The 25985-nt window shown below is 40.1% G+C and carries 19 protein-coding genes and 5 tRNA genes; all 24 read right to left on the reverse strand.

The features are described from left to right. Window positions 1-88 precede the first annotated feature (88 nt). Complete coding sequence (gene glyS / locus HMPREF1040_RS02030; protein ID WP_007392281.1) at window positions 89-2137, reverse strand: glycine--tRNA ligase subunit beta; 2049 nt, start codon at window positions 2135-2137, stop codon at window positions 89-91. Next, window positions 2134-3015, reverse strand: a complete 882-nt coding sequence (glyQ, locus tag HMPREF1040_RS02035) for a glycine--tRNA ligase subunit alpha (RefSeq protein ID WP_007392241.1) — start codon at window positions 3013-3015, stop codon at window positions 2134-2136. Before glyQ ends, glyS begins: the two co-directional genes overlap by 4 nt. A 300-nt stretch (window positions 3016-3315) precedes the next feature. Next, on the reverse strand, window positions 3316-8517 hold the full coding sequence (locus HMPREF1040_RS02040) for a TonB-dependent siderophore receptor (RefSeq protein WP_007392139.1): 5202 nt from the start codon (window positions 8515-8517) through the stop codon (window positions 3316-3318). A 295-nt stretch (window positions 8518-8812) separates the two neighbouring features. Continuing rightward, window positions 8813-9319: an anaerobic ribonucleoside-triphosphate reductase activating protein gene (gene nrdG / locus HMPREF1040_RS02045; protein ID WP_007392162.1), complete on the reverse strand. Its 507-nt coding sequence runs from the start codon at window positions 9317-9319 to the stop codon at window positions 8813-8815. An 11-nt stretch (window positions 9320-9330) separates the two neighbouring features. Continuing rightward, complete coding sequence (nrdD, locus tag HMPREF1040_RS02050; protein ID WP_007392147.1) at window positions 9331-11478, reverse strand: anaerobic ribonucleoside-triphosphate reductase; 2148 nt, start codon at window positions 11476-11478, stop codon at window positions 9331-9333. Between the two features lie 215 nt (window positions 11479-11693). Then, window positions 11694-12401, reverse strand: a complete 708-nt coding sequence (locus HMPREF1040_RS02055) for a ThiF family adenylyltransferase (protein WP_007392186.1) — start codon at window positions 12399-12401, stop codon at window positions 11694-11696. Further along, complete coding sequence (locus HMPREF1040_RS02060) at window positions 12402-12767, reverse strand: VOC family protein (RefSeq protein WP_007392208.1); 366 nt, start codon at window positions 12765-12767, stop codon at window positions 12402-12404. A 76-nt stretch (window positions 12768-12843) separates the two neighbouring features. Further along, entirely contained in the window at window positions 12844-13524 is a 681-nt protein-coding gene (locus HMPREF1040_RS07910; protein ID WP_007392221.1) for an SbcC/MukB-like Walker B domain-containing protein, read from the reverse strand. Beyond that, window positions 13512-15890: an AAA family ATPase gene (locus tag HMPREF1040_RS02065; protein WP_050791349.1), complete on the reverse strand. Its 2379-nt coding sequence runs from the start codon at window positions 15888-15890 to the stop codon at window positions 13512-13514. The genes HMPREF1040_RS07910 and HMPREF1040_RS02065 overlap by 13 nt, the downstream gene beginning before the upstream one ends. Further along, window positions 15887-17032, reverse strand: coding sequence for an exonuclease SbcCD subunit D (locus HMPREF1040_RS02070; protein WP_255261326.1), 1146 nt, complete (start codon window positions 17030-17032; stop codon window positions 15887-15889). Before HMPREF1040_RS02070 ends, HMPREF1040_RS02065 begins: the two co-directional genes overlap by 4 nt. A gap of 72 nt (window positions 17033-17104) precedes the next feature. Then, on the reverse strand, window positions 17105-17515 hold the full coding sequence (locus HMPREF1040_RS02075; RefSeq protein WP_007392245.1) for a Fur family transcriptional regulator: 411 nt from the start codon (window positions 17513-17515) through the stop codon (window positions 17105-17107). Window positions 17516-17773: 258 nt separating this feature from the next. Further along, window positions 17774-17865 (reverse strand) — tRNA-Ser (locus HMPREF1040_RS02080). A 39-nt stretch (window positions 17866-17904) separates the two neighbouring features. Further along, window positions 17905-17981 (reverse strand) — tRNA-Pro (locus HMPREF1040_RS02085). A 53-nt stretch (window positions 17982-18034) separates the two neighbouring features. Next, window positions 18035-18727, reverse strand: a complete 693-nt coding sequence (locus HMPREF1040_RS02090; protein WP_007392235.1) for a TerC family protein — start codon at window positions 18725-18727, stop codon at window positions 18035-18037. A 144-nt stretch (window positions 18728-18871) separates the two neighbouring features. Then, window positions 18872-18947, reverse strand: a tRNA-Val gene (locus tag HMPREF1040_RS02095). 5 nt (window positions 18948-18952) lie between these two features. Next, window positions 18953-19028 (reverse strand) — tRNA-Glu (locus tag HMPREF1040_RS02100). Between the two features lies 1 nt (window position 19029). After that, a tRNA-Asn gene (locus HMPREF1040_RS02105) sits at window positions 19030-19105 on the reverse strand. Between the two features lie 138 nt (window positions 19106-19243). After that, window positions 19244-20431, reverse strand: a complete 1188-nt coding sequence (locus HMPREF1040_RS02110; RefSeq protein ID WP_007392213.1) for a pyridoxal phosphate-dependent aminotransferase — start codon at window positions 20429-20431, stop codon at window positions 19244-19246. A 122-nt stretch (window positions 20432-20553) separates the two neighbouring features. Beyond that, window positions 20554-20970: a SoxR reducing system RseC family protein gene (locus HMPREF1040_RS02115; RefSeq protein WP_036257358.1), complete on the reverse strand. Its 417-nt coding sequence runs from the start codon at window positions 20968-20970 to the stop codon at window positions 20554-20556. Window positions 20971-21663: 693 nt separating this feature from the next. Beyond that, window positions 21664-21849 (reverse strand): hypothetical protein, encoded by a 186-nt coding sequence (locus HMPREF1040_RS02120; protein ID WP_007392243.1) that lies wholly within the window; start codon window positions 21847-21849, stop codon window positions 21664-21666. A gap of 436 nt (window positions 21850-22285) precedes the next feature. Further along, window positions 22286-24373 (reverse strand): cation-translocating P-type ATPase, encoded by a 2088-nt coding sequence (locus tag HMPREF1040_RS02125; RefSeq protein WP_007392167.1) that lies wholly within the window; start codon window positions 24371-24373, stop codon window positions 22286-22288. A gap of 2 nt (window positions 24374-24375) precedes the next feature. Further along, the gene (locus HMPREF1040_RS02130) at window positions 24376-25023 is read right to left on the reverse strand and encodes an HMA2 domain-containing protein (protein ID WP_007392236.1); all 648 of its coding nucleotides are present in this window, start codon (window positions 25021-25023) and stop codon (window positions 24376-24378) included. A 2-nt stretch (window positions 25024-25025) separates the two neighbouring features. After that, window positions 25026-25319: an HMA2 domain-containing protein gene (locus HMPREF1040_RS02135; RefSeq protein ID WP_007392161.1), complete on the reverse strand. Its 294-nt coding sequence runs from the start codon at window positions 25317-25319 to the stop codon at window positions 25026-25028. Between the two features lie 84 nt (window positions 25320-25403). Further along, window positions 25404-25622, reverse strand: a complete 219-nt coding sequence (locus tag HMPREF1040_RS02140) for a hypothetical protein (RefSeq protein ID WP_007392197.1) — start codon at window positions 25620-25622, stop codon at window positions 25404-25406. Window positions 25623-25985: the final 363 nt, after the last annotated feature.

A 25985-nucleotide genomic window follows, 5' to 3' on the forward strand; every position in this document is an offset into this window, starting at 1 on the left:
CTTATAATTTATATAAAATACACAAAATTCTCTTCCTAAATAAAAGAATAGCCCCATATTCGTGTTATATATGGGGCTATCAAGCAACTTAGCTCAATCGTGTAATATCACCTAAAGGCTGAATCAACTGATATACCCAAGTCAATAGATGTAAGCGATTTTCTTTTACCGCTGGATTGTCATGCATAACCAATACATGATCTAAAAATTGATGAATTGGTTCTACACCACGTGCTAATAGACGCAACGCTTCTGCGTAATCATATACAGCATAACAAGCCGACAAAGCAGTCGCTAACGTTTGGCATACATGATACAACCTTTCTTCTTCGGGTGTTTCAAACAAAGTAGGATCTACGGTTATAATCGATTCTTCTTTAACCATATTGCCCACCCGCGTATACGCCTGTAAAAGCGTTTCTTGCTGCATAATATCCACCTTAGTCAACGCGGCTGCTCGTTTCTCTATATCCACAACATTCAACGTATCCGCTTCAGACACACATTCTAAAATACGGTAGTCGTACCCTTTTTCTTGTAACATATTCTTAAACCGCAATTGGAAATAATCATGTAAAGTCGCTTGCACAGCTGCCGCCTTATCCGCATCTACACCCAATAATTCCAATACGACCGTGAATATTTCATGACAATTAATATTCCACCCCGATGTCAATAGCATATTCAGTACACCTATGGTCTGTCGCCGTAATGCAAAGGGATCTTGTGATCCCGTTGGTACATGGCCTAAACTAAACATCCCTACAATGGTATCTACTTTATCAGCCAAGCTCAACACCGTTCCTACCATCGTGGTGGGTAATACGTCACCAGCAAACCGTGGTTCATACTGTTCCTTCAACGCTTCCGCTACAACTTCATCTTCCCCATCAAGCAGAGCATATTCCTTGCCCATCACACCTTGCAATTCCGTAAATTCCATGACCATTTGTGTTGCTAAATCGGTCTTTGCTAAAAAGGCTGCTCGTTGCAACACGTCATCAGACAAGCCTAAATCTAGTTTATGATTCAAATAATAACAAAGCTGTTGTAACCGCAGCGACTTATCATATAATGTACCTAAGCCATCTTGAAAAACAATTTTCTTTAATTTATCAATTCGTGATGCTAAAGGTACTTTCCTATCTTCCGCAAAGAAGAATGCCGCATCATCTAACCTAGCTCGCAACACTCGCTCGTTCCCATGTTGCACTGTTTCCAAATGAAAATCATCGCCATTGCGAACAGTTAAAAAGCGATTCATCACGGTACCATCTGCATCACGTAATGGGAAATACCGTTGATGATCTTTCATGGGAGTAATAACGGCCGCTTCAGGAAGCTGTAAATAAGCTTGATCAAACGTGCCACAAAGGACAGTCGGATATTCAACTAAATATACCACTTCTTCTAATAAATCTTCATCCATTAAGACCATACCGCCCTGCTGCTTGGCCATCTCTTCCAATCCTGCCACAATACGCTGTTTCCGTTCTTCCGGATCGACTAACACAAAATTATTCCGCACCGTTTCTTCATACGCCTTTGCCGAAGGAATAAGAAAATCGCCCGTTCCCAAAAAACGATGACCTCTACTCATATTGCCGGAAACGACTCGTGCCACTTCAAAAGGAATAACCTCATCACCAAAAAGAGCCACCAACCACCGTAAGGGACGAACAAAGCGAAACTCTCCATCGCCCCAGCGCATGCTACGTGGAAAAGATAAGCCCGTAACCACTTGCTTGCAAATATCGCCCAACAACAATGCCGTTTCTTTTCCCTTATGCAACACCTTGGCAAAAATATATCCGTCTTCTACAGCTAACTTATCTACCTCAATTCCCTGACCACGAGCAAACCCAATCGCAGCGGAAGTTGGTTTTCCGTCTTGATCATAGGCAATCTTAACAGATGGACCTTTGCGCACAGTCGAAATATCATCTTGCCATTCAGCTACGTCGGTGACATATAAAACCAACCGCCGAGGAGTTCCCCACGTTTTCACATTGCCATACGAAATATGTGCTTCTTGAAAAGACCGCTGTGCTAATTCGGCCATTTGCGTTAACGCTCCCGGCATATAATGAGCCGGTATTTCTTCTGTACCAATTTCTAATACCATATCTTTGCTCATTTGTGTTCCTCCTTCTTAAGCAACGGAAAGCCTAACGCTTCACGTTGTGTCAAATACGTCTTCGCACATAACCGTGCCATCGCACGTACACGACCAATAAACGCAGCTCGTTCACTCACACTGATAGCACCTCGTGCATCCAATAAATTAAACGTATGCGAGCATTTCAACACATAATCATATGCTGGAATAACCAATCCAACCGCCGCAACCCGCTTTGCTTCGCTTTCAAACTGATCAAATAACGCAAACAATAACTTCGCATCACTCTGTTCAAAAGAATACGTTGACTGTTCCACCTCATTTTGATGGAAAATATCACCGTACGTGACCTGATCATTCCACTGCAAATCGTATACATTCTCTACGCCCTGAATATACATAGCAAGTCGTTCCATACCATACGTAATTTCCGATGCCACTGGATGCACATCAATGCCACCCACTTGTTGAAAATACGTGAACTGCGTGATTTCCATGCCATCAAGCCATACTTCCCAACCTAATCCCCACGCACCGAGCGTTGGCGATTCCCAGTTATCTTCAACGAAACGAATATCATGTTCTTTCGGATTAATACCCAATTCTTCCAAACTTTTAATATATAATTCTTGAATATTATCAGGTGACGGTTTACAAATAACTTGAAACTGGTGATGTTGATACAACCGATTCGGATTATCACCATACCGACCATCCGCAGGACGCCGTGACGGTTCCACATATGCAACCTTCCATGGTTCCGGTCCAATAACGCGTAAAAATGTCGCTGGATTCATCGTGCCTGCCCCTTTTTCCACATCATATGGTTCATAAATAATGCACCCTTGGGAGGCCCAAAAACGCTTCAATGCAAAAATCATATCCTGAAAATTCATCCACTCTACCTCCTACATACAAAAAGTCCCTGTAACACCATGTGTTACAGGGACGAGTATACACCCGCGGTTCCACCCTCATTGGTCATTGACCCGCTTTTTGACTAAGCCATACACATTCAACTGAACTTCCGGCTTCGGCCTTCAGAGCGCCTTCAGCATCGTAACGGCTTACACCATCCCGTTTCGCTATACATGATACCTACTACTCTCCTGCATCGCCACTTTTATTGTCTTCTCCATCATAGCAAACCCATGAAATCTTGTCAAACCTTATTTTCGTCTACCATGACCGTTTACTTAAAACAAATATGTAACTTGTACCCGTGCATAATCACCAAGCCGGAAGTTTTCTGGTCCATAAATGGTATCCCGTGCTTTCATGCCCTTTGCATCAAAAGTGTAATATCCTTGTAAAAAGACATTCTTTCTTGGGACATATCCTGCACCGACCGTAAAGCTACGAATGCCATCCAAATACCGATCCGGCACACCTTCTGCACCGGTACCGCCGAAGAAGGCACCATGTTGAAATGCCTTATAATCGACAAACGCATTCCAGCTACCTTCCACATTAATATTACTACGCCCCATCGCTAATTTCACTGCCCAGAAGGACGGCGTAGAACCAATATTTCTGCCAAGTACTCTAAAATCGGCCGTACCTTTCGTATGCTCAAAAATACTCGAACCGTTCATAAAACGCCCGAAGTCAGTGTAGTTACGACCATAATCAAAAGATAAGGACAAATCCGATCCGATTTGTGCTTTTACACCAATACCCACAACTTGAGCTAATTGCGTGAATGAAGCAACTCCATTTTGCTCTGCCACACCAGCTTGTTGCTTAGCATATTCCATCTTCTCAGCAGTATTATTTTGTCCACGGAAATACCACGCTTGTACCCCAAGGCGTGTATTCATTTGTCGTTTTACTTGCAAGAAAGCTGCCCGTGAAAGAGACGGAATGACATCCTTACGAGTAACCAATCCTTTTGTTTTGATCGGTCTGCCCAATTGTTTTTCCAAAGCTGCTCGAGGCCCTTGAGAGCCACTATCGGAAGCTCGTAAAACAGTCTTATCCAATTGTTCTAAGAAGTTTGCCACAAACTGGGGCATATGTAAGTCATAAATACTATCTTTGCCTTGTCTATTATTTTTAGCCAAGGTATAATTCCCCTTATATAAAATCTCACCCAATTTATCTCCATAATTATCAAACTTATACATCGTTCGCGATGGATATTTCTTCCGTGCTTCTGTCGTCGCCGCCTCATCTTGGTCCAGGCGACCGATTAAATGAGATTCTACGCCATCTAATACCCATTCATCATCTTCAGCATCTTCTATGGACTTACCATTACCAGCATATCTATATTCCTTAGTATCATCTCTATCCTGATACCATTCCCCTTTTTCATTGCGTTTAAACATGCCAGTAGTATCATTTAAATTGCCTTGACTGTAATTATCCAACTCAGCTAACGCATTCGCACGAGCTAGCCATTTATAGGCTTCTTGGGTCTTAGGAGACATCTTGTTAAAGGCTTCAATACCAACCGTACCGTCCGGATTATGCACCATCGTCAACCCCTTCGGATCATTTAAATTCAAGCCGGCATATGATTGCAATGCTTCCTTTGCTTTTGCCCGAGCCTCTTTAATAATAGCAGAGTCGAACATACCCGGTTCTACACCAGTATCCGTCGCTGCACGATAGATATGTTCACCTTTTTTATTTTTCAACCGATACATCCAAATCTTCTTGGACTGATCCGTACCATCACCCAAGTCTCTTTCAAAAGGAACAAATCTGGATGTCTTCGTATTCGTCTTCTTATCATACTGATAAAAAGCATCCGGATAAGCATGGGTTAAAATTTCTTGGAACCGTTTCACCAATTTTAACTGGCGTTCTACAAAAACAGCCTCTTTTTTATCACGTTCCGGACCTTTCGGCGGATTTGTTTTTAAATAGGCATCCCATTCATCTGAAATATCCCGTAATTGTTGATAGAAGAACATATCTACCTGTTTGCCTGCTTTTACATCTTGTTGATATTTTTCTTTATAAATCTTATCGTATTTTTCAGTCTGTTTAGCTAAATCGGTATCACTGGCATCACCATACCCCAAACCTAACAACTCTGCTGCTGTGGGGGGACGATAGAATTCCGTATACACCGAATGCGTATACGCTGAATCATGAATACCCGTACTCTTATCAAAGGCACCAAAACCAACGCGAACCTGAGTCTGCGGTTTCGTATATACGGCACGGATACCATCAAATTCACGACCGAACCAATATCCCGTTACCCCCATCACTTCTTGCAAACGACCTAACGAAACATCCCACTTACCGGCATGTTGTGTTACATCGGCCTTTTCTAAACGCATCTTAGTCAAGCCGCGAGATGGTGCTATATCATACTTAGTCGATACCTGTGCAGAAGCCGAAAGACTCCCTTGGATATCAATCGACGTATGGGATGACAACTTTCCTTTAACGCCTACGGTCAATCGTTGTTCAAACCCATGTTCCGGTGCATTTTGAAGATTACGCCATGCATTTTTTTCTACCATCGTATTACTGCGGAAAGGCGGAATAGCTCGTTTTCTCCCTCCAACAGAAGCGAAAATAGTTTGATATGATCCTACTATCTGTAATCCCGTTTTTTCATCTTCAACAAATCCAGGGGTAATAAAGTCAGTCAATACGGTCTGTTTTAAAGTTTTACGAACAGCTTTCGGCGAAATGCCTTTTGATGCACCCCATTTCACATTAATCCCCCAACGATACATGCGTTCTTGCGTTGCCCGATCGTCATCACGATGATCAAATAAGTTATTAATACCAAAATATACTTTCATATCCGGGGAAATTCTTTTTTGTACCATCACATTCCATGTGCCAAACGTTTTTCGCTCGTACATCGTTACCGTTTTCTTCGTTCCTGCTTGCGGTACTTCCGACAATATATCCGGCCAATAATTTCCCTTGCCTTTAAGCGTATGGCTATCGAGCATATTAATATAATAATCGCCCCATAATTGTCCACTCCAACCGGATTGTTGATTGTCATAGTTTAAGGAAATATCCACCTTATGAACAGGCTTATCAAGCAATTGTTTCGGCATCAATGGATCGCTTTTATTGACTCCATGTAAATAGGTCCATCCCGTTTTTAATGACCAGTGTTGATTGAAATGATGCTTGATTTCCGCTTCTATACCTGTAATTTCGACTTGACCTATATTTTTAAAGCTATAAATCAAATCAGGTGCTTGGGTCCATTTATTTTCCGGTCGTAAATCGGGAGCAAAATCTTGCCATTCACCCGTATAATATACCGTCATATAATTTTTTATCCGATTGTGGAATACGCCTAAACGTGCCGATGTGCGATTGCTTTCACCTTCAATACTCATGTCAAAATTGATAGATGTTTCCGGTTTTAAATCCGGATTGCCACGCCAATACCATCCCATTTTAGCCCGATTCATACTTACGGGATTACTTCCATACATTTCCCAGTTATACCATAATTCTCCCATCCCCGGTTCGGTATATCCCGTTCCGATGTTCACCTTAAAACGACGATGCGGATTGGCATTAATACTGTGTGTCAACCCGATGTTTCCGGATACATGCGTACCGAACAACGAGCTGTTATCTACACGAATAATCGGCATAAAAATCGTATTTTCATTAATTTTAATCGTATCTTGTAAAAAAGCATTATATTTTTTTATGGTTCCCCAACCAGTGGTAATACGATTATTCCGTTCCCAATAATTTTCCAAAAAGCGTTTCCCATTTAAACGAGGAATTTTCTTTTCCAAATCTTTCCACTTTTCTGGCTGAGTAGCTAAGTTTTTCGCCTTATATTCTTCATATTCAATGCCGTACTTAAAATAATCCCCGACAATATTGCCTCGTGCAACTCCATGATTTTCTTTTTCTAAACGATCTTTTAACTCACGCCACGCAACTTTTTTTTCATCAGACATGGAGCCATAATCTTCGCTGTCAATATCCCCGCTCTTCCAAAGCTTATAATTATAATAATCATCAATCGTCAATTGTGGTTTATACGTCTGCTTATTTTTTTCATCATATCCATAGTATTCAAAATCTTTATCCCAAGTTTTACCGTCTTCTTGAAATTTATGGTCATGCAAATGAGACCAAATATATTCCCCTTGACGATTATCATCTTTCATAAAGCTATCTAATTTTTCTACTAACAATTCTTTATCGTAATCAAAGGGATCCACATATTTATATCTTGTATTAGGCGATGATTTTAACCGACTACCTTCGCCAAATTCATGCACATAACCTACACCATAAGAAAGCAAGTGCTTATCATTGACCTGTGTATTTGCTGTTGCCTTTAAATCCGTTTGGCGATGACGAACATCATCTACATAACGCAATTCATTTTTTCCGTCATATTGTGACTTGCCAAAATAATTAATCAAAGAAATGTCATCTTCTTGTAATTTAGAATAATTTGCTTCTATATTCCAATCAGTATTTCCTTTTCTACCGTTCCATGCAACATTATAGCTGTCCCGTGTAGAATTACGACGAAAAATTTGCTGTGGCTCCAATTCATTATCCGTATGCTTCATCGTGCGTTCTAAATCTTCCGTATAATGTTCGCCTCGCCAATTCAGTTTGTGATTATCGGACACATCATACGCACCAGTTATCCCGACGGAATTTACCGTACCATAAAAGCGCAACGCATTCGGTTTAAATTGATTTTTATCTTGTCCTACCAAAATAGAATTGGTTTTCTTCCACTCCCGTGTTGCCAATACGGGCATCACATCCCGTTTACTCATGTATACGCCGACTCGTGCTTTACCTATCTTGCCTGAATCAGCCCGCAAGAAGTAATTGGCATAAGGAGCTATTCCACTCATACCAGCAACACGCATACCTTCTGCATTAAAGAGAATTTGCGGTTTTTTAGTGGCCTTTTTCGTAACGATATTAATAACGCCGCCGATGGCATCGGATCCGTATTTTGCACTGGCCGCCCCTTGAATCACTTCAATATGATCGACATTTTCTGTCCCGATCCGCATGACTTCATCCATTTGTCCGGAGTATTTTGACAAATCTCCCATAACGGACTGTCCGTCTATAAGAATCAACGTATGCCGCGGTTCCGCGCCTCGTATGGATACGCCTACACGTCCCATAGAATCAACCGTACGGGATACGCCCGTTTGTGTAAAAATAATATCTTCAACGGTCTTTGCTTGTTTCTGTTCGATATCTTTTCGCGTAATAATAGATACCTGTTGCGAATTAAATTTCGCTTCTTCTTCCGCTGCCGTAGCTTTAACTACAACATCATGTGTCGAAACCGTTTTTGCTTCTACCCCTTGTTGACCTATAAGTGGTGCTGTCAGCCACAGCGAAACAGCGCAGGATAACAATAATCCCATTCGTTGTTTTTTCAAATTGCTCTGAAAACGCATTTCATTCCCTCTTTTCGTAAAATTGATGACTAGTATTTTGAATATTTATTTCATTATTTTTTTAAGTATATGGTATATAGTATAATTTATCAACTCCATTTAGACACAAAACAATCCATTCAGACATTTATTTCTGCATATTTGTGTCTTTTTCCTTTATTAACTATATTTCCACCAAAAATACAATGAAACTATTCAAAAATTTCTTTCAAAACAGCGTTCTATAATTCGTATATGATTATCAAAAAAAGGTGGTAGCCATACCTTTTATAGCTACCACCTTTATCATTTGCTGTTATCGCCCATCTGGCCATAACAATGTTATTTTTCCCTGCTCTAAACTTGGTGTAATCTGAATAATACGCTGATTTGAAGATCCCCTAAAATACAACGCCGGATCTTTCAACGCATCTATAAATGGTCCATCGACAAGAATATCACAAATGGACAAAAGTTTTTTTTTCTCTTTATCCTTAATAATTTGTTCATACACAAACCCCGAATACACCCAAATATCTTTGTGCGGAAAAAACTTTTTCACCGCTTGGACTAAGGGAATCAATCCTTCCGTATTTTGCATCGGTTCTCCACCTAAGAGGGTGAGTCCCTTCACAGCGGGATTTTGTAAATACGTCAATACTTGCTGTGTTTCTTTTTTCGTCCATACGTTACCTGCATCAAATCGTTGATATTCTACATTAAAACAATTTACACATCCATGCGTACATCCCGTGACAAACACGGATACGCGAATCCCTGGACCATTGGCTATATCAAACTGCCGTATTTGTCCATACCGCATACTATCATCACCTAAATGTGAAGAACCCGATTTTTAATTTCTTTCGTCCGTCCTTCATTCCAAAAATTTTCACCTAAATACCCACACGTACGGCGAATAACCGTCAACTTTGTGCGTTCTGTATTATGACACCGTGGGCATTCCCAATCATTTTGTTCATTCAACACAATTTCGCCATCAAAACCGCAATTATGGCAATAATCCAACTTCGTATTAAATTCAGCATAGGAAATATTGTCGTAGATATACTGAATCATCGCCAATACGGCATCTATATTATGAGTCATATTCGGTATTTCTGCATAGGAAATACAACCACCCGTAGATTTTTTCTGAAATTCTGATTCAAAAGCAAATTTATCAAAAACGTTGATTTTTTCTCGCACATCGACATGATAGCTATTCGTGTAATAGCCTTTATCGGTCACATTTTCGATATCGCCAAAACGAGTCTGATCAATCTTGCAAAAACGATGGGTCAAGTTTTCTGCCGGCGTACCATATAAAGCAAAACCAATACCCGTTTCTTTTTTCCACGCTTGAATATGTTCATCAAAAACATCCATAACTTTCAGTGCAAACCGCTTACCTTCCGGAGCTGTATGGGAACAATGTTTTGTCAACATCGTCGCTTCATACATGCCGATATACCCTAATGAAAGCGTTGCATAACCACCATAAATAAAACGTTCTACCGTTTCGCCTGGTTTTAACCGTGCAATAGCACCGTATTGCCAATGAATCGGCGATACATCCGACGTGATTTGTTTCAATAATTCTACCCGCAAGAGCAATGCCTTTTTGCAAAGTTCTAAGCGCTTATCCAAAATTTGAAAAAACTTTTCTTCATCGCCATCGGCTAAAATGCCAATTTGGGGTAAATTAATCGAAACAACGCCCATATTAAAGCGGCCATCGAATTTATACTTGCCAGTTTCATCCTTCCACGGTGATAAAAAGGAACGACACCCCATTGGACTAAATACATTTCCTTCATAATTTTCTTTCATCTTTTTTGCAGAAATATAATCAGGATACATTCGTTTTGCCGTACATTCTGCCGCTAATTTCGTCAAATAAAAATAAGGACTATCGGCCGTCACGTTATGTTCATCTAAGACATAAATCAATTTTGGAAAAGCAGGAGTTACATATACGTCTGCTTCATTTTTTATGCCTTGAATCCGTTGCCGCAACAATTCTTCCGTAATCAATGCCGCTTCTTTAGCGTATTCATAATCAGGTTTAAAGTACATAAATAGAGTTACAAACGGTGCTTGCCCATTCGTTGTCATCAAGGTGTTAATTTGATATTGTACGGTTTGGATTCCATCTTTAATTTCTTTACGTGTACGCTTCCATGCAATTTCTTCCGCTTTTTTCATATCCGGTTCAATACCATATACTTCTTGCTGTTCTTCCACGACAGCCGCCATGTATTTTTCAAAAGATTTCCGTACATAGGGAGCTAAAATACGATCAATACCATTAATCGACTGACCTCCATATTGACCACTCGCTACTTGGGCAATAATTTGAGTCGTCACCGTGCAAGCTACTTGGAACGATTTCGGCGTATCAATTCTTTTTCCATTAATAACCGTACCATTTGCCAACATATCTTCTAAGTTAATCAAGCAACAATTAAACATGGGTTGAATGATATAATCCATATCATGAAAATGAATTGCCCCCGAATCATGTGCCTGCACAATATCCGCAGGAATCAATTTACGCCGAGCAATATCTTTAGATACTTCCCCCGCAATTAAATCGCGTTGTGTCGATACAACATGACCATTTTTATTAGAATTTTCATTCAACACATCCACGTTTGTATTATCCAACAAACCAAACACATCTGAGTCAGTCGTATTGGTCTGGCGTTTAAACGCTTGAATGGCCTTATAATTTTCATAAGCCCGTGCCGTAGCCGGATTATTGTACTTTAATAAGTATTCATAAACCTTATCTTCAATACCATATATAGTCATATCTTTGCGAATCGCTACGGCATACGCTTCAATCTCTTGGGCAATGCGTTCCGCTTGTCCTGGTTCATAAACACCACTACTACTATTCATTGCCTTTTCAATAGCAATAACAATTTTATTACGATCAAAAGGAACGCGTTTTCCATTACGTTTGATTACTTCCACTTCTATGTACCCCCCATATATAAGTAATACGGATTATATTTATCTAATTTATATTGTGAATAAACACCATTTCGATGGTTTTTTAACGTGCTTTAATAATACTATATATAGTAGAGAGTGTCAATACAAATATACTCTATCATGTTGTTTTTAGTTTTTATCAAAAAAACACACATCCTACACAGAGACTACTTTCTCATTTTACATGTCGTTTTTTAATCAATCTGTACCAATTCACGAATCACCGCACCAGCGATAATAAGTCCAACCGCCCCGGGAACAAAAGAAATACTTCCTGGCGATGCATTTTCCGTTTCCTCTTTTTGCGGTATTATCGGCTTTTCTTTGGAATACACGACCAAAATACCTTGTATGCCTCGTTGTTTTAATTCTTTGCGTATTTTTTTTGCCAACGGATCAACAGACGTCTTTTCAATCTTCTCTATTTCAAACTGTTCAGGATGTAATTTATTGCCAGCTCCCATAGAAGAGATGACAGGAATATGTAAGGTATATGATTCTTCAATAATAGAAATCTTGGCCGCCACCGTATCAATCGCATCAACCACATAATCTGGTTGTATCTGCGAAATGAAGTCACGATGCGTTTCCGGTAAATAAAAAAACTGATGAGTTTGTATATCCGCAGTAGGATTAATCATTAGCAATCGTTCCTTCATAGCGTTTACTTTTGGCTGCCCTATCGTAATAACAGTAGCACCTAATTGACGATTAATATTTGACGGTTCAAAAACATCTGCATCGACAAGTACAAGGTGTCCAATACCAGCACGAATCAACGCTTCGGCTACAAACGACCCTACCCCACCTACGCCAAACAGCAAGATCTTCTTTTCGCCCAATTTCTGCACATTATCCTTGCCTAAAAGCCATGCCGTTCGCTGTGTATATTTTTCTTCCATTTATAGTACCTCTGGAATAATTTCTAACCAATAGCCATCGGGATCGATAATAAAATAAATACCCATATCAGGGTTTTCATAAACCACACAATCCATACTTCGGTGTAAAGCCAATGCATTATCCATATCCGAGACGGCAAACGCCGTATGAAATTCATTCTCCCCTAAATTATACGGGGTAGTACGAGCCTTAAGCCACGTGAGTTCCAAACAAAACGAAGAAACGCCATCGCCTATATATACAATCGTAAAATCTGGTCGTTCAATCCGCCGAATTTCTTTTAATCCTAACGCTTTTTCATAAAAAGCAAGACTTCGCGATAAATCTAATACATTAAAATTAGTATGTCGAAATGTAAATTGCATCTTATACGCTTCCTTTCTGCAAGCCCCCTATTATACTCGATTATACTCGTTTCTTTAACCGCTGCCAATATAATCGTTAATTCAACAATTCAAAAGCCGCCGTACTTCCCTGTTTTGTTTTTTGAATAGCCAAACGAGTCGTAATGCGTTCTTTTAGTTCAGCTACATGCGAAATGATCCCTACCAACCTACCATTACCTTGTAATTGCAACAACGTTTTCAGTGCAAAATCAAGAGTTTCATCATCAAGAGTACCAAAGCCTTCATCAATAAAAATAGTATCCAAATGAATACCGCCCGAATAGGTCTGTACTACATCTGCTAATCCCAGGGCAAGTGCCAGAGAAGCTAAAAAAGTTTCACCACCAGAAAGCGTATTGGCTGGACGAGCATAACCTGTATAGTTATCAAATACTTCAATATCTAAGCCAATTTGTTTCACCCGTTTATCATCCCAACTATGAGAACGCTGCAATTCATATCGTTGCCTACTCATCGTATGTAATCGCAAATTCGCTGCTGCCAATACTTCATCTAATAACGCACCTAAGACATAGCGTTCAAAATTAATTCCCGTTTGCTTACCACTGACCAATTCATACACCGAACCAACTACCTTATATTCTTCCATCAACACGTTTTGTCGCTGTTTCCCTGCTTGCATCCGTTCATATAATTTAGTATCTTGTTGCACCTGTTCATTCAAGGTTGCTTTTTTTTCACTCGCCTGTCGCACCTGTTCATTCACTGCTTGCATGGCTTGTTTTTTTCTTCTACGGCGGGGCGAACCTGTCCTTGTATGCATGCTTCTTCTTTTTTGATCACGCCAATATGCCGCGACTGTTTTTCTTCGTAATCCTGAAGTATTTGTTTTTCTTTGTCCCGTTCTTTCCAACGTTCTTGCAACATACGACACCGGTCCGGACTATCAAAACCAGCCTCTTGTACACGTGTAACTAACAGCTTCCATGCTTCTTTATAATCCGCTTGTAACTGTTTATGCTTCTTGCATTCTTGATCAAATACGGTTTGCAACTGCACTTCTAATCGCCCTTGCTGAAGCCGTTCTTTTTCGGCCTGCTGTACGTTTTCTTTAAACTTAGCTACCGTTTTTTCTTCCTTTTGTATCGCCCTATCTACCGCGTTAGGCATTCTATATTCCACGGGAATTTCCTGTTCTACCATTGCTATGTCCGTGGCTAACCGAATGGCTTCTTCATGATATGTCATATATGTATCTTGCTGTTCCTTTATATCTACCTCTATCGTTTGTAACTGTTTCTCCATATCCGGCATACACTGAAGACTTGTCGTTATCATCTGTACCTGTGTCGATAAAGTCTTAAGCATCTCTTCTAATGTATCTATCTCATTTTGACACTGTGCCACAGTTTTATCTGCCTCATCCCCAGTTATAAGTTTCCCGTATTCCCGTTTCCAGGTTTCTATCTTCGTCATACTTTCCTGAATAATTACTTCTTTTTTCTGACACTTTTCCTTTACTTCTTCTACCTTTTTCTTCTTTTCCTCTACCTCGTCTTGCGTTGGTATGGCTGCCAACGGTATCGCTGGTGCCGGATGTTCTTGCGAACCGCACACAGGGCATGGCATATCATCCTGTAAAGTTGTTGCCAGTACCGCTGCCTGCCCTTGAATAAACAAACAATACACTTGTTCATACTCCCGTGTAAGACGAGAGGCCTCGTCTTGCATGCACTTCAATTGGTCTAACCCAAACTGCATATTTTTTTCTTCGGTCTCTATTTTCTGCTTATACTCTTGTCTACTATTTGCCCTATTTTGTTCATCGTGGGCTTGTTTCAACGCTAGTTGCTTATCCCCTATCGTCGTTTGTATCTGTGCTAACTGTACTTCCGCTTGACGTACGTGTTGTATTTTTGCCTCAACTTCAACCCGCAGCTTTTCCTGTGCAGCCACTTTTTCTTTTACATCCTTTTCTTTCTTTTGTATTAAATCCCACCGTTTTTTCTGTTTGTGGTATTCGTTAATCCGCGATTGCCATCCTTTCCACTGTTGAATTGTACCCGTCAACACCTCAATTTCTCCTTGTTGTGCCTGCAACTTTGCATAGGTTTGTGCCGCTTGCTTTGCCTTTTCACGTGCGTCATTCCGCTGCTGTTCTACTTGCTGCTTACGAATACTTGCTTCTTTTCCTTTCGTTATAATAGCATCTACTTGTTGAAAAGCATCCACTAAAATATGTGCCTGCTCAAGCTGTTCTATATATACTTTACGCTGTGCCATCTCCTTTTCTTGCTTTTGTAACTGTTCATACGCTAACTTTGCTTCCGCAAGTGCCTTAAAATGGCTCTCCAACTCCGTTGCCACTTGTAATTCTTGCGTTCGCTGTTCCTGTAACCGTTGAGCTACCTCAATCTGCTGTTGTATCGCTTGTATCTGATGAGTATTTTCAGTTATCCGTGCTTGTAACAACTCTACCGTTGATAAGTCTGCACTTTCTAATCCCTGTTTTTCCTGTTGCACCAGTTGCTGATATTCTTGCTGTATGGCATCATGCTTTTCTTTCATAAAAAGTTGAAACCGTGCATAACGCTCTGTATGAAACAAAATCTGCATAATTTGTTGTCGTTCAGCTGAACCGGCTAACAGGAGTTTGCGAAAATCTCCTTGCGGTAAAAGAACAACTTGCCGAAATTGTTCCGACTTAAAACCTAAGATAGATTCTACCTGTGCATTTACGTTCTTCGTTGCGATCACTTGCGTATCTTCACCATTCGCATCTGTTTCATACAAAGCCACCATTGCGGCCGCCTTTTTTAACCCCGAACCTCGTAATTTTGCAATTTCTTGCTCGGGACTACGTTCAATCCGATAATAATGAGATCCCACTGTAAAAGCAAAGCTCACCTTAGTCGGCACCTGTGGCGAGGCATATTCACTCCGCATATGTGCCCCCGAACGGCGATTACCACTCGTATCACCATACAAGGCATAACACATAGCATCTAAGATCGTCGTCTTACCTGCACCAGTAGGTCCATAAATTAAAAATAACCGCCGTTCTTTCAAATCTCTAAAATCAATACACTGCTTACCCGCATATGGTCCAAAAGCCTGCATTTCCAAATATAAAGGCCTCATAACATTCCATCACCATCCTCTGCTAGTAACCGTTGCCAAATATCCGTTGCACATGCTTGTTCTTGCACCGATAGCCCCTCGCCTCGCATAGACTGTACAAAACTCTGAAATAACTCAAACTCTGTCGTTTTCCCCACCGCCCGTGGTCCTTCCTGCATTCCCATCATACGACGATTTGGGGTTTCTAAGGCCAACGCATTAGGATACTTTTGTCGAATCTTCGTCATGCCATCTAAAATAGGTTCACTATCCAACACTCGTGCCAAGATAAAATCATCCGTCTGCGTATCCGCCGCAGCCATCAACGTAGCAAAATCACCTTCGATAATACGTACATCGCGCCGCGACATAATGGGAATGGACTCAAAGGCAACCTGCCCATTGCCATCCATATCAACAAGAAGGAATGATTTTTTCTGCCGTGCTTCTCCAAAGGAATATTTCAATAAACTCCCCGCATAGCGAACGTTTTTTCTGCCCCCAGCCTGTTGTGGTCCATGTAAATGTCCCAGTGCAGTATAGGAAAAACCATCGAAACAAGACACATCGACCACTTCTGTTCCCCCAATCGCTAACGGGCGTTCTGAATCACTGGTAATTCCACCCGTAACAAAAGCATGTGCGACACAAACGGAACGTGCTGTTCCGCGAGGATAATACGCTAACACCTGTCGCAACGCACTTTCATGATCATGCACATCCCGATTGCCAAATTGTTGTCGTATTTCCGCTGGATCAGCAAAAGGAATCAAATAAAAAGACACCTTCCCAAACTTGTCTTCCATAATCACGGGATTAACCAATTTATTCCAATCACCAGCTATATAAATCCCCTGTGCTGACAATAGATTATTACCAAAGGAAAGACGAGTAGCGCTGTCATGATTACCACTAATAATCATACAAGGTATATGTGCTTCGTTGGCAATTTTGGTAATCATTTCATCAAATAATTCCACTGCCCCTGTCGGTGGTAAGCTCCGGTCATAAATATCACCTGCAATTACAACCACGTCCACCGCCGCTTCTTTTAACAGTGGTAAAAACTGTTGTCGTAACACATATTCTTGATCATCCGTCAAATATTCACCATAAAACATCTTACCTAAATGCCAATCGGCCGTATGCAATATTCTCATCATCTACTCCTTACTAATACGACTGCACAAAAAAAGAGTACAGACCATTCGTCCTGTACCCTTTATATTACTATATTATTCTTTTTCTTGACAATCTTTACATGTCCCAATAAATGATAGGCTTACATCATCTATGGTAAAGCCCGTTTGACTAGCCGCTAATTCGATTAATGGTGCCTGATCAATATTGACATCATAAATACGATTACACTTCACACAACGAATATGTGCATGCGAATCTATTTTATAGTCATATCGATGTGAATCCTCTCCACATTGCAATACCCTAACTACACCAATCTTAGCAAAAATTTCCATCGTTTTATATACGGTCGCTAAACTCATAGAGGGATAATTAGGTTGTAACTTTTTATAAATAGACTCCGCATTAGGATGAGACATGTTATTATTGATCGCATCATATACAGCCAATCGCTGTGGTGTAACCTTATATCCATTCGTTCTCAGCTTTTCGGCAATATTCATAAAAAACCTCCTTTGCTATTACGATGCATATTGTAATAAATAGTAAACAACTTGCATCTTAATGAACATCATTTATTATATTGTAACTGTTATTAAAAAGAATTACAATATTATAATATAACTTTTATCCCTTATACCTATTTATTATGCATCAATAAAATCGATTATACGCCACCTATGCTTATATAGCAACTGTCTTTTTCCATTTCTACGCAAATACACAAAAAAAGAACCTACCATAGTAGATTCTTTGTATGCTGGCGGAGAGGGAGGGATTCGAACCCTCGGTAGAGCGATAGCCCTACACATGATTTCCAATCATGCTCCTTAAACCACTCGGACACCTCTCCAAGTATATTGGAACCGCTTTCGGAACCGCTTTCGCTATATGGTCGGGGCGACAGGATTTGAACCTGCGACCTCTTAGTCCCGAACCAAGCGCGCTACCAAACTGCGCCACGCCCCGTTATCCTGACTTGTATATGATACCACACATCATAAAAAAGTCAAGTTGTTTTTTCATTCCGTCCCCTTACTACGGCTGTATTTCCATAGAAAACCGCCACCAACAGTAAGTACTAAAAAAACGGCTTTTACGATTCCACTATATGCACGAATATCGCCTATATGAGTAGCTAAATACTGATCCGTAATCACCATAGACGCCGCAGCCCAAGCTAAAATAGCACCCCCTATATAAATCAAGACTGGCAACTTATGCATCACCTTCACTACAACAGTACTACCAAAGACGATGATCGGCACGGAAATCAACATGCCCAAAATCAACAATCCCCAGTGATTATTCGTAACGCCAACGATACCTAGAACATTATCCATACTCATTAACATATCAGCCATCATAATAGTTTTGATTGCACCCAGCAAGGTATTTTTGGCGTCTACCTTCATATCTCCCTCTGCTTCTTTAGCACCAATTAGGGAAATACCAATATACACCAATATCAAGCCTCCAATCGTCTTGGCATAGGGAATTTGCAATACCCATGAAACGGCAAAAGCCATTAAAAAACGCAATAAAATAGCACCAGCCGTACCATACCATATAGCTTTCCGCTGCAACTCCGGTCTTAAATTTTTAGCAGCTAAGCCGATAACAACTGAGTTATCGGCACCTAAGGCTAAGTCAATTAAAATAACTTGTATAACCATCGTGATATCAAATACTAATATAGATTCTAACGATTGCAACTCACTACCTCCATTATCCTCAACATAAATATCACCACTTGCTCGCTCCGTTCACATAGAAACAAAGGCAACCTTATTTTATTATTATGAAAAAGAACTTTCAATTTTGTACACATGTACAAATTGAAAGTTCTCCTATTCATATGGTGGGCGATGACAGGATCGAACTGCCGACATCCTGCTTGTAAGGCAGGCGCTCTCCCAGCTGAGCTAATCGCCCATATGTGGTGACCCCTACGGGATTTGAACCCATGTTCCCGCCGTGAAAGGGCGGTGTCTTAGACCACTTGACCAAGGGGCCATGGCTCCTCAAGTAGGACTCGAACCTACGACAAATCGGTTAACAGCCGATTGCTCTACCAACTGAGCTATTGAGGAATATGTATTGTTCGCTATCGAACAATAAGAATTATACTATGACTTTCATTCTTTGGCAAGTACTTTTTTCTTATTTTTTATTTTTTTACTAAAAAAGCAAGCCGGTCCCTACATTTCAGGTTACAGCTTGCTTTTTTCTTACTTATATTGTTGCATTACTTGTTCAAATACGGGTAAAGCACGATGAATCATATCTTCCTCTACACAATACGAAATTCGCACATAGCCAGGACAGCCAAATGAATCAGCTGGCACAATAAGCAAATTTAAGGCTTTTGCCTTATCCGAAAAGGCCTTGGCATCCGTTTCTGGTGATTTAACAAAGAGATAAAATGCACCATCAGGATACACACATTCATAGCCCATCTTCGTCAACTCAGTATACAATAATTTACGGTTTCTATCATAAATGCTGATATCTGACACCTCGCCCAAGCATTGTAAGATAACATGTTGAAAAAGATGGGGGGCACATACAAAACCCATAGAACGACCAGCACCACAAATCGCCGTATATACATCTGCTGCTGAGGTTACTTGTGGTGGTACTAAAATATACCCAATACGTTCTCCCGGTAAGGACAATGATTTACTATAAGAATAACAGATAATCGTATCCTGATAATGCGAAGGGACATACACAATCGGCTTACCGTCATAAATAATTTCACGATATGGTTCATCCGCAATAATATAAATCGGATGTCCATATTCCTTTGATTTTTCCGCTAAAATAGTCGCTACTTGCTGATATGTTTCTGGGGTATATACGACGCCTGAAGGATTGTTCGGCGAATTTAAGATAACCGCCCGTGTGTGCTCATTAATTGCGTTGGCAAACTCAGCCAGCGGAATTTGGAAATGTTCCGTGTCGGGTGGCACAACACACACCTTTGCACCTGCATTTTTGATGAACACGGTATATTCAGGGAAAAATGGAGCAATGACAATAATTTCATCTGATGATTTTTCCACAATCGCCTTCAAGGTAATCGTCAAAGACGCTGCTGCCCCACAGGTAAGATAAAAACAATCACCCGTTACATTAGCGCCATATTGCTCATTCATGTACGCAGCCAACCCATCGCGCACCTTCTTATCACCAGCCGCTGCCGTGTAACCATGGATATCCGTTGACGAATATGTCATAAATACTTGATGAATAGCTTTTGCCACACACGCTGGAGCAGGTACAGTCGGGTTTCCAATACTAAAATCAAATACATGTTCCTTTCCTATCTTGGCAGCTTGTTCCTGCCCATAAGCAAATAAATCGCGAATAACCGATGCTTGTGATCCTAACGCCATCATATCTGGTGATGCCATATTTATCGCCTCCATTACACTTTTTATAATCATACCACACTTCTATTATATTATAAAATATTTTATTTCTTTTTCTTGATATTTTAATAAAAAAACAGGTTCTTTTTAGAACCTGTTTTTTTTTACTCACAAATCTCAATAATTTTGGGTTTTATTGTATCGTCCGTCCGAAAGGTTCGATCAAACCATTTCATAAGCACAACACCAATAACAAGCCCAACTATGCCACCAAAAACCGCAAAATGTACTTCTTCAACACCCGTTGAAAGTCCATAATAATAGCCGCCAATTGCCCCTAACCCAATTAACAGTAAAGGCAAAATAAAGCAAACAAATGCCCCCATGATAACATTCATTTCACGCATTTCAAATTTCACTTGTTGTCCCACTTTTACACCAATAGGATCAACAACCATAACCACGATGTTATCCGATCCTGGACAGGCTCCACACGCTATACAATCGGAATGACGCCCTACTTTAACTTCAGCCAATCCATTTTCATGCACCATAATGACTGAACCTTCTTCTATTTTCATATCATCCCTTCTTTCTTTTATTCTTATATTTTTCTTCATTATACCATATTCCCATTCTAACGATAATACATCGTAACCGAAAAAAATATCCTCCTCCATTGTTTTTTCCTTGAAACAATACAAAATGATGTACTAAACCAATATGCCTATCACAGACCGTCGGTATTTCCTTCCCTCTTTTGCAGTTATAAAAACACATTGACACATACCCTATTGTGTTGAAGTCATATGCTTCTCTACGTGTGTTGTCACCGCTTGCATTTTTGTATCCATGCCTTTACCCGTCACTGCACAGCCTATTAACTACACTTACCATTCAAGAATAACGTGATAAAACATGCCCATCGCATTACTCTCCCCCATACAAACTAATACAGCTACAAACAACTTACCTTCTTATTTAAATGCCTATTACCGTGCTTCTCAACTAATAACTGCTTAAAAGTCACGTACCATAAATGGAAAGAGATGCAGCCCCATCGCGGACAATGCATCAATACCATTTCAGCATAGCAAAAAAACACCTTACTAATCTACCTTCAAAATACGTTAATAACAGTATAATTAAGTTCTTATACTGCTGCAACACCTGCTATAATACAACCTAGCGTTTGTCATGTACAGTGATTTCCTTCCCCTATTTATCGGTAATCGTACCATTGTTCCCAGAAATTTCTAGTAACAACGTAAAACCTAAAAAGGTATATCGATCTCAACAATTGTGATCGCCCTACTTTCTAAAATATAACCACTAGCACTATCTTGACGTAATCGACACAACATTTCAATTAGTATACATCCATCTACAAGCATACATGTACTCACTAACACAACCGTATACCCATCTTTATATGTGTCTATTTTCTTAAACGATAACATACGCTTTCCAAAAAAATCCGTCCAGACAATTATTTGTCAGGGACGGATACATCTGAGATACACCTTGGCTTAAAACTTGCCTCCTATTATGAATAAAATGTCAACATATTACTTCCGCCTCGAAAAATACCCGGATTTTTCCTTTAACTGCCCTTTTAACATTCCTTTTGACACGCTGCATTCGATCAATTCTCTGTACATGCACGACACCATTTTAACTTCTCCTTCACAGATTTTCATAAACAATGTTTTATTATTATATTGTATATCACTCCCAAAAATATATTTCATCAATTACTTTTCTGTTGTTATTTTCTAAATATAAATCATTTTTTCAAAAATCTTTACGATCCTCTTATCCATCACCACTAATACGGATAACAAAAAAATCGTACCACCAAGGGATTACCCTACGGGTGGTACGATTTTATTGTCCTTACCGGCGTATACGTTTCCGTGTCGACCTTAAAATACTTGCACTATTAAGCACTACCGCTAACGTTGCCGTATTATGAATAACCGCTGCCCACAATGGACTAATACGGCCTAATGCTCCCAGCAACATCGCTGCCGAATTAACTACAATGGTAGCAGTAAAATTCTGATTGATTACCTTCATCGTCCGTTTACCAATCCGCAGAGCTTCATACAAGCGACTAGGATCTTCCGAACGAATAGTGATGGCTGCCGATTCAGCAGCTATATCGGTCTTATTACCTCCCAGGCTAACGCCGATATCGGCCCAAGCCAAAGCTGGTGCATCATTAATGCCATCGCCGACCATCATAACGTTTCCGCGTTTTTGCAATTTTAAGACATAATTTGCCTTATCTTCCGGTAAAATTTCCGCATGATAGGAATCAATATCCATATTTCTTGCTACTTCTGCTGCTACTTCCTTGGAATCACCCGTCAGCATTACCACTTCATCAATACCAATACGACGCATTTGATTCAATGTTTTTTTCATTTCTGGTCGTACTGGATCTTGTATAGTCAAACTACCTATATATTGGCCATCGCGAGCAATATACAGTATATTATTGCCCCACGTTGTATCACTAACTAAAGGAACGCCTAACACTTGTTCTTCCGACATGAAACGCCGGCTACCAACTAATACAGTCCCACCAATAAAATCTTCAAATGGTGGCACGATGGCACGCATTCCCCGTGCCACAACCGTTTCCGAAAGATCATGATGAGGTGTTTCCCAACCTTGTTCTTTGACATATTTCTGCACCGCCACCGCTAACGGATGAACCGAATGCATTTCTGCCGATGCCGCAAGCAATACCATTTCTTTTTCCGTAACACCATCAATCGTTTCAATGTGTGAAATTTGTGGTACGCCCATCGTGATCGTCCCCGTTTTATCCAAAACAACCGTATCAATGTTCGCTAAATTTTCAATATAGTTACCACCTTTGACAAGAATCCCTTGTCGGGCCGATAAGCCGATAGCCGCCGAAATCGCCGTTGCTGTAGATAATTTTAAACCACACGAAAAATCAATAAAGAGCAAATTTAACACACGCTGCCAATCTTTCGTAGCACCATACACAATAGCCGCACCAATAAAAGAAATCGGCACTAGCATATTTGCCATTTTATCAGCAAAATTTTGTACGGGTGCCCGACGAGTTTGTGCTTCTTCTACCAAATGAATGATTTGAGCTAATGACGTATCGGCTCCTACCTTTTCTACAGTAATAACCAGATCCCCTGCCTCAATGATACTACCTGCATAGACAACCGATCCCCCCTGTTTAATAGCCGGATTCGATTCCCCTGTAATAGATGCCTGATTAACAGCAGCATTACCAGCCAAGACGACCCCATCAACACAAATTTTTTCACCTAAATGCACCGCAATGTGATCGCCCACCTGCAATGATTCAACAGGAACTTTCCGTTCACGCCCATCTTCAATAAGCCATACATCACGCTGATCCAATTTTAACAAGCCCGAAATCTGACGCCGAGCTTTTTCTGCGGCATATTCTGTCAACATTTCCGCACCATTAGACAAGGCAAGAAGAGTCAGACTAGATTCAGGCTTACCAGCCAAGACAGATGCCACAACAGCCGTTGCAGTCAACGTATCCGCATTTGCTTGATGATCTTTAATGATGCCCATAACCCCAGTTTTCATGATACGACGAGCAATAAACAACGTAAACAAGCGACGAACCATTAACATACTATCGTAAAATTCTGGATTCGTCTTACGCAATATATTCATCACAATAAAGCCGCCGACCGATAAAATTGCTTCCCGTCGATAAGCTGCTACGTCCCATTCTTTTTTTTCTTCCTTTTGTTTACCATACGCTTTTTCAAAAAGCGAAATAAGGGAGCGAACATATAACCAATCTATTTCCCCTCGATGAAACAGACTAAGCCTATTATCTTCAATTGTAACCGATACAATTCCCGAAACATGACGCAATTTTGCTCCCAATAATGGTCGTACACGAGGGGGCAATATTTTTTGTAACGTCACTACTGTACGAACATACATGCCTATCGCCGTCCTCTCAACAAGGCGGCAGCCCACCACAACATCTGCGGTCCTGTCGGTCTTTGATCAAATGTCAAAATCTTACGAATCCCCCTAACAATGAGCACCAACGAGATAATAGAACGCAAATCAAATAACCGTCCCGTTTTTTGTAAAATAAAATGACTCAATACATCTAACGTTTCATAAATCTTTTCCATATATACCGTCGGTCCGCCATGTGACGACGATACATCATTTTCTTCTTGTTTTACTTGGGGGAATAATTGAAAACGCAAAAATTGTTCAATTTCATCTAAAACGATTTCCTCATGTGCACAAATTAAAATACTACCAGTCAACGCACTAACTTGCACTTTATCCACTCGCGATAATTGAGACAACTGTTCTTCCAACAACGTGGCTAATTCCTGATTTTGCACTAACGAAGCAACTCGATACCGCCGTCTTCCTGGCGTAGCCGCTACACAAGAAAACGCCAACATATGACCAGTATCTGCTTGCCCCTGTTTTGGTGCTTCCGTTCCTTGCTTTACCTTTCTACCTAATAAAGGGGACACATGTAGTCCTGCAGACCCATTTTTTAAAAACATACCATGAATTGCCTTCCCTATGGAAGCCCCTAACATAAGCCCTGAAATTAAAGACATAGCTACCCTCTCCTTTCTGCATGCATCTTAATATATTGTTCTACCTTAGCAAATTGACTATTGACACGAACCGCTTGAGCATTATATAAGATCAAAGCTGAGCCGGTCGTTGTATTAATTTCCACTTTGCGAATTTCTGGGTATTCACTAGCCATTGTCGTCAACTTATTCCCTAACTCCGTATTACCAATTAATTTACTACTCCGCAATCGAATGCGTCCCGGAATATAAGAAGAAATCTGTACGGCACGCAATATAAACTCCCATTTTACATTCGCCAGACCAAAAAAGCCCAACTTGCTCCCTCCTTTTTATGCACTATATGATACCATGCCGAAAAAAGACTGCTACCTCCAAGGCAACAGTCTTTTTTGACTATCTTATTGTTGCTGAGCTGCTTCCTGTGCGGCGATCATATCTTCTAATTCTTCTTTCTGCCGTTGCAATTCAGCTAATGGTACATTTGCTGCAACTGCTCCACCTGCAGGTTGTTGTAATGCCATCAATTGTTGTTCTCTTTCGCTCATCAATTTATAACCAAAAATACCTGCAATTACGCCAACACCTAAACCAATCCAAAAATCACTATTCTGAAACATAATAGCACCTCTCCTTTTCATATAAACAAATTTAATAATTTTGATGTTTTTATTATACGACGGTAATGTTTATTTGTCAATGAGAATGGGCGTTTTTTTTATTTATTTTTCGGCTTATTTTACCTATTTACCGTTATTCTCATTTTCATTATCTTTAATTGTTAACAGTTTTGTGTTCCATATTTAATAAGAAATATTTACAAAATAACTATGTCTTCTCATCTTTATCCCATTTATTTTTATGAATTTTATTTATTGCTCCCTTTTCTAGTATTACAAAAACGAATATCTCTTAAAACAAAACGGCCGATACACTACATTAATACTAACAATACTTTTCAAAAAAATATATCCATACAGGCA

The organism is Megasphaera sp. UPII 135-E, from assembly GCF_000221545.1.
GTDB lineage: Bacteria > Bacillota > Negativicutes > Veillonellales > Megasphaeraceae > Megasphaera > Megasphaera hutchinsoni.

Bases quoted from the DNA above. Each gene is read 5' to 3' on its own strand.
- glyS (WP_007392281.1), bottom strand. From the start codon at position 2,137: ATGAGCAAAGATATGGTATTAGAAATTGGTACAGAAGAAATACCGGCT.
- HMPREF1040_RS02130 (WP_007392236.1), bottom strand. From the start codon at position 25,023: ATGTCTTTAATTTCAGGGCTTATGTTAGGGGCTTCCATAGGGAAGGCA.
- HMPREF1040_RS02125 (WP_007392167.1), bottom strand. From the start codon at position 24,373: ATGTATGTTCGTACAGTAGTGACGTTACAAAAAATATTGCCCCCTCGT.
- HMPREF1040_RS02075 (WP_007392245.1), bottom strand. From the start codon at position 17,515: ATGAATATTGCCGAAAAGCTGAGAACGAATGGATATAAGGTTACACCA.
- glyQ (WP_007392241.1), bottom strand. From the start codon at position 3,015: ATGAATTTTCAGGATATGATTTTTGCATTGAAGCGTTTTTGGGCCTCC.
- nrdG (WP_007392162.1), bottom strand. From the start codon at position 9,319: ATGCGGTATGGACAAATACGGCAGTTTGATATAGCCAATGGTCCAGGG.
- HMPREF1040_RS02120 (WP_007392243.1), bottom strand. From the start codon at position 21,849: ATGTTATCGTTTAAGAAAATAGACACATATAAAGATGGGTATACGGTT.
- HMPREF1040_RS02070 (WP_255261326.1), bottom strand. From the start codon at position 17,032: ATGATGAGAATATTGCATACGGCCGATTGGCATTTAGGTAAGATGTTT.
- HMPREF1040_RS02055 (WP_007392186.1), bottom strand. From the start codon at position 12,401: ATGGAAGAAAAATATACACAGCGAACGGCATGGCTTTTAGGCAAGGAT.
- HMPREF1040_RS02060 (WP_007392208.1), bottom strand. From the start codon at position 12,767: ATGCAATTTACATTTCGACATACTAATTTTAATGTATTAGATTTATCG.
- HMPREF1040_RS02065 (WP_050791349.1), bottom strand. From the start codon at position 15,890: ATGAGGCCTTTATATTTGGAAATGCAGGCTTTTGGACCATATGCGGGT.
- HMPREF1040_RS02115 (WP_036257358.1), bottom strand. From the start codon at position 20,970: ATGAAAATAGAAGAAGGTTCAGTCATTATGGTGCATGAAAATGGATTG.
- HMPREF1040_RS02110 (WP_007392213.1), bottom strand. From the start codon at position 20,431: ATGGCATCACCAGATATGATGGCGTTAGGATCACAAGCATCGGTTATT.
- HMPREF1040_RS02040 (WP_007392139.1), bottom strand. From the start codon at position 8,517: ATGCGTTTTCAGAGCAATTTGAAAAAACAACGAATGGGATTATTGTTA.
- HMPREF1040_RS07910 (WP_007392221.1), bottom strand. From the start codon at position 13,524: ATGCAAGCAGTGAATGAACAGGTGCGACAGGCGAGTGAAAAAAAAGCA.
- HMPREF1040_RS02140 (WP_007392197.1), bottom strand. From the start codon at position 25,622: ATGTTTCAGAATAGTGATTTTTGGATTGGTTTAGGTGTTGGCGTAATT.